This window comes from Streptococcus cristatus (assembly GCF_001578775.1).
GTDB classification, from domain to species: Bacteria; Bacillota; Bacilli; order Lactobacillales; family Streptococcaceae; genus Streptococcus; species Streptococcus cristatus_A.
The window spans coordinates 261,854-268,394 of the sequence record NZ_KQ969062.1; the positions used below are offsets into that span (position 1 = coordinate 261,854).

Below are 6,541 nucleotides of genomic sequence, written 5' to 3' on the forward strand. Positions count from 1 at the left end.
TTGATTTTAAGGATTTTTTAAAAATTAACTTGACTTAATTTTTGTTTTAATGTATATTAAAACAAAAGAGGTATAACTATGATTGAAACGAGAAATTTAAGTGTCAGCTATCAAGGACAGCTGGCTCTAGAACCAACTTCTTTAACAATAAAAGGACCGACTATTACAGGAATTCTTGGACCAAACGGGGCTGGGAAGTCAACTCTCATAAAAGGGATGTTAGGAATTGTTGAGTGTGAGGGGCAGACTTTTCTAGATAGAAAACCTATGAAGCAAGAGTTAAATAAGATTGCTTATGTGGAGCAGAAAATTCACATTGATTATAATTTTCCGATCAAGGTCAAGGAGTGTGTGTCTCTGGGTTTATATCCTAAGATCAAGCTCTTTCAACGCCTCAAAGCCTCTGACTGGGAAAAGGTTGCTCGGGCTTTAAAAATCGTTGGTTTAGAAGATTTTGCTGAGCGGCAGATTAGCCAGTTGTCTGGTGGGCAATTCCAGCGGGTCTTGATTGCCCGTTGCTTGGTTCAGGAGGCTAAATATATCTTCCTAGATGAGCCTTTTGTTGGGATTGACTCGGTCAGTGAAGAGATTATCATGGAAACGCTCCGCCAGCTAAGAAAAGCCGGAAAGACGATTTTGATTGTCCACCATGACTTGAGCAAGGTAGTCGCTTATTTTGACCAAGTCTTGCTGCTTAACAAGGAGGTCATTGCTTTCGGATCAACTGAGAGCACCTTCACCAAAGAAAATATGCAGAAGACCTACGGCTCTCAGCTCTTTATGAATGGAGGTGACTAGGATGATCCAGGAATTTATTCAAGGATTGCATGATTTTCATTTCCTGCAAAATGCGTTGATTACGGCCATTGTGATTGGAGTGGTGGCAGGTGCCGTTGGGTGCTTTATCATCTTGCGGGGCATGTCGCTCATGGGGGATGCCATTTCTCACGCGGTGCTGCCCGGCGTGGCTCTGTCCTACATTTTGGGAATTAATTTCTTCATCGGTGCTATCACCTTTGGCTTACTAGCTTCTATTATTATCACCTACATCAAGGGCAATTCCATTATCAAGAGTGACACGGCTATCGGGATTACTTTTTCTTCCTTCTTGGCTCTGGGGGTCATTTTGATTAGTGTCGCCAAGAGTTCGACCGATCTTTTCCATATCCTTTTTGGGAATATCTTGGCGGTGCAAGACCTTGATATGTGGATTAGTATTGGTGTGGGCATCTTGGTATTGCTGGTCATTGCTATTTTCTTCAAGCAGCTTTTGTTGACTTCCTTTGATCCGCTTTTAGCCAAGGCTATGGGAATGAAGGTTAATTTTTACCACTATTTGCTGATGATTCTCCTGACTCTGGTTTCTGTCACAGCCATGCAAAGTGTTGGAACGATTCTGATTGTGGCCATGCTGATTACACCAGCTGCGACAGCCTATCTCTATGCCAATAGTCTGAAGACCATGATTCTGCTGTCCTCAGGATTGGGGGCTCTAGCTTCTGTACTGGGTCTCTTCATCGGCTATAGCTTTAATGTCGCTGCAGGATCCAGCATTGTCCTGACCTCAGCCCTCATCTTTCTCATCTCTTTCTTTATCGCTCCTAAGCAGCGGTATTTAAAACTAAAAAATCGACCTAAACTAAAATAAATTTAATGGAGGAATCCCATGAAAAAATTAGGTTTTTTATCACTGCTTTTATTAGCAGTCTGCACTCTTTTTGCCTGCTCTAGTCAAAAGAATTCGTCTGGCGGATCGTCCAAACTCAAGGTTGTTGCGACCAATTCCATTATCGCTGATATTACCAAAAATATAGCTGGCGATAAAATAGATCTGCATAGCATCGTGCCTGTTGGGCAAGACCCGCACGAATACGAGCCTCTACCCGAAGATGTAAAAAAGACTTCCCAAGCGGATCTCATTTTCTATAATGGGATCAACCTTGAAACCGGCGGAAATGCTTGGTTTACAAAATTGGTAGAGAATGCTAAGAAGAAAGAAAACAAGGACTACTACGCTGTCAGTGAAGGTGTTGATGTCATTTACCTTGAAGGTCAAAATGAAAAGGGCAAGGAAGACCCGCATGCTTGGCTTAACTTGGAAAATGGGATCATCTATGCGAAAAACATTGCTAAGCGCTTGAGCGAAAAGGATCCAGCTAACAAAGAAACTTACGAGAAAAATCTTAAAGCTTATGTGGAAAAATTGAGCGCTTTGGACAAGGAAGCTAAAGAGAAATTCAACAACATCCCTGAAGAAAAGAAAATGATTGTAACCAGCGAAGGTTGCTTCAAGTACTTCTCTAAGGCCTACAAAGTGCCATCAGCCTATATCTGGGAAATCAACACTGAAGAAGAAGGGACTCCAGACCAAATTAAAAGTTTGGTTGAAAAACTACGCAAGACCAAAGTGCCATCTCTCTTTGTCGAATCAAGTGTAGACGACCGTCCGATGAAGACCGTTTCTAAAGACACCAACATTCCGATCTATGCTAAAATCTTTACTGACTCAATCGCTGATAAAGGCGAAGAGGGTGATAGCTACTACAGCATGATGAAATACAACTTAGAAAAGATTGCAGAAGGTCTGTCTAAATAATGATAAGAGGTTGGGAAGATAAAATCCTAACCTCTTTATTTCTGAAGGGCAAGCTTCACATGGAGTCGCTCTTAAATTTTCAGTCAAATTATTCGAAAAAAATCACTATTCGCAGTACAATGGAGCTATCAAATATGAATGGAGACTTCCTATGACAACTTTTCTCGGAAATCCTGTAACCTTTACAGGTCAGCAATTGCAAGTCGGCGACACAGCCCACGATTTTAGCCTGACAGCTACTGACCTTTCAAAGAAAACTTTGGCTGACTTTGCTGGTAAAAAGAAAGTCCTCAGCATCGTACCGTCTATCGATACTGGCGTTTGTTCAACTCAGACCCGTCGTTTCAATCAAGAACTCTCTGACTTGGACAATACCGTTGTAATCACGATTTCAGTTGACTTACCTTTTGCTCAAGGAAAGTGGTGTGCTGCTGAAGGCATCGAAAATGCCGTCATGCTATCTGACTACTTCGACCATTCTTTCGGTCGCGACTATGCTGTCCTCATCAATGAATGGCACCTGTTGGCCCGTGCAGTTCTTGTCTTGGATGAAAACAACACTGTGACCTATGCTGAATATGTAGATAACATCAACACCGAGCCAGATTATGATGCAGCCATTGCGGCAGTCAAAAGTCTGTAAAGAATTATACTTTTCAAAAAAATACACTCAATTCTTCATAAGAGTTGAGTGTATTTTTGTCGTCTTGACTAAAAATTTTGGAAAATACAAAAAGACAAACATCAATTTTGACGTTTGTCTACGATTTGAAAGAGCCATCTAGGTTTTTTACTTATTCTGTAGTTAATTCTTTCTGGGCTTCCTTGCCTTGATCCAGCAGGGCTTGGATAATCTTTTGATCACGCAGTTTGACAGAGTTGTTGATGGTTTCTGCGGATTGGATGACAGCCGCTTCTAGCAGAGCGCGTTTTTCCCGTCCTTTATCAATAGCTTCGATAATGCCTTGATTTTGTGCGACGAGGCTTTCTGCCAGCTTAGTGACAGATTCAACAGCGATAGTAGGGCTTTGGGAAATCCGCTCCAGCTGAGGAATGACTTCCTTGCTGGTCTCAGCGAGCATTTGCAGGGCAGCGTTATTCGCATTAGAGATGGCGTCAGCTACCTGACCAGACTTCATCGATTGCTGGAGGATGCCTAACTGGGCAATAGACAGCTTCATCGTTGGAATGGTATTGCGGCGGAGCATTCCAAGCTTTTGTCGCATATCAGAGGAAACCTTGACTAGGTTACGCATTTGAGGCGTTGTCGCCCAAGCCACATAGAGACGACTGACATATTCAGTGTGTTGCTGCTCTAGGGTGTTGACCACCTCTGTCATTCGGGCTAATTCTTGCGATTTGACTTGGTAGTCAAGAATTGTCGTATCTAATTGAGCGACTTCATTCTGCAATTTGAGCGCTCGATTGCCAGATTCTTGCTGAGCAGCTTCGATAAAGGAAATAACTCCGACGAGGTTTTCAATTGATTTGGTATTGTCCTCAATCAGCATTTCAGCAGAAACAATATTGCGAGCCAGAACATCCTCTTGCTTGACGACTGTTGCAGCCATGCCATCCATTTTCTGCTCAATATTTTGTGAGTCAAAATAGAATTCTTGAAGGGTGTTTCGACTTTGTTTGAAAAGTTTTTCCAAGAAATTAGGCTTCTTGTCTAGTTCCGCAACTTGAGCATCCTTGTATTTTGCGACAAAGCCATTGAGTTCCTTGTTAGTGTTTTTTAAGAGCTCATCTACCTGAGGGATCTGTAATTTTTTCTGCTCGGCTAAGATACGATTGACAGTACCGTTGACCTCTTCTACAGCAGATTGGCCAAAGTCCAGCAAGGCATTTTGGTCCGACACGAAATTATCCACTAGCTGCGGAGCTTTAGCCGTAATCGCACTCTGTTGCTCAGGCGTCAGCTTTTCTAGAAAAGTGAGCTGGCCATTTTCTTGAGTCGTATTGGCTTCGATGATTTCTGTTGTTTTATCACTTTTGCTGATGGCATTGTTGGCAATTTTATCAATATCAAAATTAAATTCTTGGCTCATAGTTTCCCCTTTGGTTTATCTAGCTTAAAAGCCGGTATCTGTTTGCTTTTCTTTGTCTAAGATGCGCAGGCTAATGTCAAAGTCCCTCAAATCAGCTTCATTTAACTGACGTAGCGCTTCGTCTAGGTCTAAGTCAAACTGCTCGATAGCTGCTTTGGCCTTGGCTAACCGCTCCTCTGCATTGTAAAAATCTTTGGGAGAAGCTTTGATTTTGAGGTAGCCTTCTAAAATATCTTCGTAGTGCTCCATCTGGGACTGATGGATGGCAGTCAGTTCTTCCTTATTATTGCTTTCGGATTGAGAGATTTTTTGAAGAATGGCCTCGTGGTCAATCTGAATATTGCGAACCGTAGCGACCAATTCTGGGGCTAGTTCTTCTAGACTCGTTTTCTTAGGCTGCGCTTCCTTTTGCCTTTTCTCTCGTTCAATCTTTTGCAGTTGTTTGTCAATTTCCTCGGTTACAGTAGTAATTTTAGTCTGAATGCGCTGGTAGACAGAGGCAGGAATTTCATCTCGCAATTCCTTAGCAACGTTTTTGATATAGGTGAGTTGGGGAAGAATTTGCAGGGCCAAATCTTGGTAGTCTTCCTTCTTGCCGTATTCTTGGTAGCTTTCTAATTCTTTAATACGGCGGTCAGCCTGCCCAATCTCTGCTTTTAAATCTTCAATACGGCCAATGCTGGCTTGTTTAGCTTCAATACGAACTCTTTTCTGTCTTTGGTAGCGATAGATTCCGTAGCCAATACCTCCCAAAATAGCAATGGGGATCAGATAGCTGGCTACCACTCCAGAACCAAATATAATTGCAAATATCCAAATCCAGCTAAACCATTCCGGCTGCTGGTTAGAATTATTCTTTCTTCTCGACATAAACCTTTCTCTTTCTTCTCAATATGATATCTCTATTTTAACATAAAAGCTAGTTTTTGAAGGAGAAAGATTGATATATTCAGAAGCACTTTTAGATTTGATGAGAATGTATGCCTCATCAAGAAAGAGCTTTGCTTCCTTTCCTGAAAGCAAGCGTAAGAGTTCTTTTTTATCACAAGTGAGCAAGCAAGAGGCTGAGACAAAAAGTCTTTAGGTTAAAAGAAACAAGGATAAGGTTTGAGTATGAACCTTATCCCTTTCTAAATTTGAGCCATTTTCTTGCTCAGTTTCTTAAGGTTATTGGCCATGAGAACCAGTCCCATGTCAATTTTCACCTTGCGCTTGCCTCGCAGATTGCAGCGAGTGTAGCCCAAACAAGCTTTTATCTGACCAAAGACAGGCTCGACATCTATCTTCCGCTGGGCATAGATGCGGCGGCCTTCTTCCGATAAAAGCGTCTGGCTTTCTTTGAGTTTCAGGGCTTGATAACGCTCATTGATATAAAGCCCCTTTTGAGGTGCCGGCTCTGGCTGATCCGTGAGATAAACCTTGATTTCTTGTTCAAACCCTGTGCTTGTCTTGCGGGTTTCGACGTGATGAAAGGAATAAACAAAGCCATCCGGATGAGTGTAAGTATCCTCAGACGCATTGTACTTCCAATTTTCAAGATTTTTCGCTGGTTTCTTGTAAGACCGTTTCTGCTCTTTATCAAATAAATTGTACTTGATATAATGCTTCATCCCTTTTTTATCAAGGGTCACGAGGTTTTCTTCGCTCCCATACCCGGCATCTGCGACGACTGTTTCAACCTCTGCTGGACATGATTTCAGAAAAGGCAGAAGCGTTAAGGTGTCTGTTGGATTCGGGAAGATGTCGTAGTGGATGACAAACTGATTTTCAGTAGCTATTTGAAGGTTGTACCCTGCTTTAAGCTGACCATTCCGCATGTGATCGTCTTTCATTCGCATGAAAGTAGCGTCCGTATCTGTTTTGGAAAAACTATTGCGCCCCTGGAAAGTCTCTT

Annotated in this window: 7 protein-coding genes; 4 read left to right on the top strand and 3 right to left on the bottom strand. The window is 42.2% G+C overall.

What is annotated here, in order from left to right:
- The first annotated feature begins 78 nt into the window (after window positions 1-78).
- From SCRDD08_RS01280 to tpx, 4 genes are all read left to right on the top strand, one after another.
- A complete protein-coding gene (locus SCRDD08_RS01280; RefSeq protein WP_061422084.1) occupies window positions 79-798 on the top strand; it encodes a metal ABC transporter ATP-binding protein in 720 nt (239 codons plus the stop codon).
- Between the two features lies 1 nt (window position 799).
- Window positions 800-1,648: a metal ABC transporter permease gene (locus SCRDD08_RS01285; protein ID WP_061422085.1), complete on the top strand. Its 849-nt coding sequence runs from the start codon at window positions 800-802 to the stop codon at window positions 1,646-1,648.
- A gap of 18 nt (window positions 1,649-1,666) precedes the next feature.
- A complete protein-coding gene (locus tag SCRDD08_RS01290; protein ID WP_061422086.1) occupies window positions 1,667-2,596 on the top strand; it encodes a metal ABC transporter substrate-binding protein in 930 nt (309 codons plus the stop codon).
- 151 nt (window positions 2,597-2,747) lie between these two features.
- Window positions 2,748-3,239, top strand: coding sequence for a thiol peroxidase (gene tpx, locus SCRDD08_RS01295; protein WP_005591554.1), 492 nt, complete (start codon window positions 2,748-2,750; stop codon window positions 3,237-3,239).
- A gap of 151 nt (window positions 3,240-3,390) precedes the next feature.
- Here tpx and SCRDD08_RS01300 read toward each other — a convergent pair whose 3' ends face one another.
- The 3 genes from SCRDD08_RS01300 to SCRDD08_RS10915 all read right to left on the bottom strand — a co-directional run.
- Entirely contained in the window at window positions 3,391-4,647 is a 1,257-nt protein-coding gene (locus SCRDD08_RS01300) for a toxic anion resistance protein (protein WP_061422087.1), read from the bottom strand.
- Between the two features lie 24 nt (window positions 4,648-4,671).
- A complete protein-coding gene (locus SCRDD08_RS01305; protein ID WP_061422088.1) occupies window positions 4,672-5,517 on the bottom strand; it encodes a hypothetical protein in 846 nt (281 codons plus the stop codon).
- Window positions 5,518-5,777: 260 nt separating this feature from the next.
- Window positions 5,778-6,541, bottom strand: a 764-nt coding sequence (locus SCRDD08_RS10915) for a transposase (RefSeq protein WP_081104240.1), incomplete at its 5' end; no start/stop codon positions are given.

Bases quoted from the DNA above. Each gene is read 5' to 3' on its own strand.
- SCRDD08_RS01280 (WP_061422084.1), top strand. From the start codon at position 79: ATGATTGAAACGAGAAATTTAAGTGTCAGCTATCAAGGACAGCTGGCT.
- SCRDD08_RS01285 (WP_061422085.1), top strand. From the start codon at position 800: ATGATCCAGGAATTTATTCAAGGATTGCATGATTTTCATTTCCTGCAA.
- SCRDD08_RS01290 (WP_061422086.1), top strand. From the start codon at position 1,667: ATGAAAAAATTAGGTTTTTTATCACTGCTTTTATTAGCAGTCTGCACT.
- tpx (WP_005591554.1), top strand. From the start codon at position 2,748: ATGACAACTTTTCTCGGAAATCCTGTAACCTTTACAGGTCAGCAATTG.
- SCRDD08_RS01300 (WP_061422087.1), bottom strand. From the start codon at position 4,647: ATGAGCCAAGAATTTAATTTTGATATTGATAAAATTGCCAACAATGCC.
- SCRDD08_RS01305 (WP_061422088.1), bottom strand. From the start codon at position 5,517: ATGTCGAGAAGAAAGAATAATTCTAACCAGCAGCCGGAATGGTTTAGC.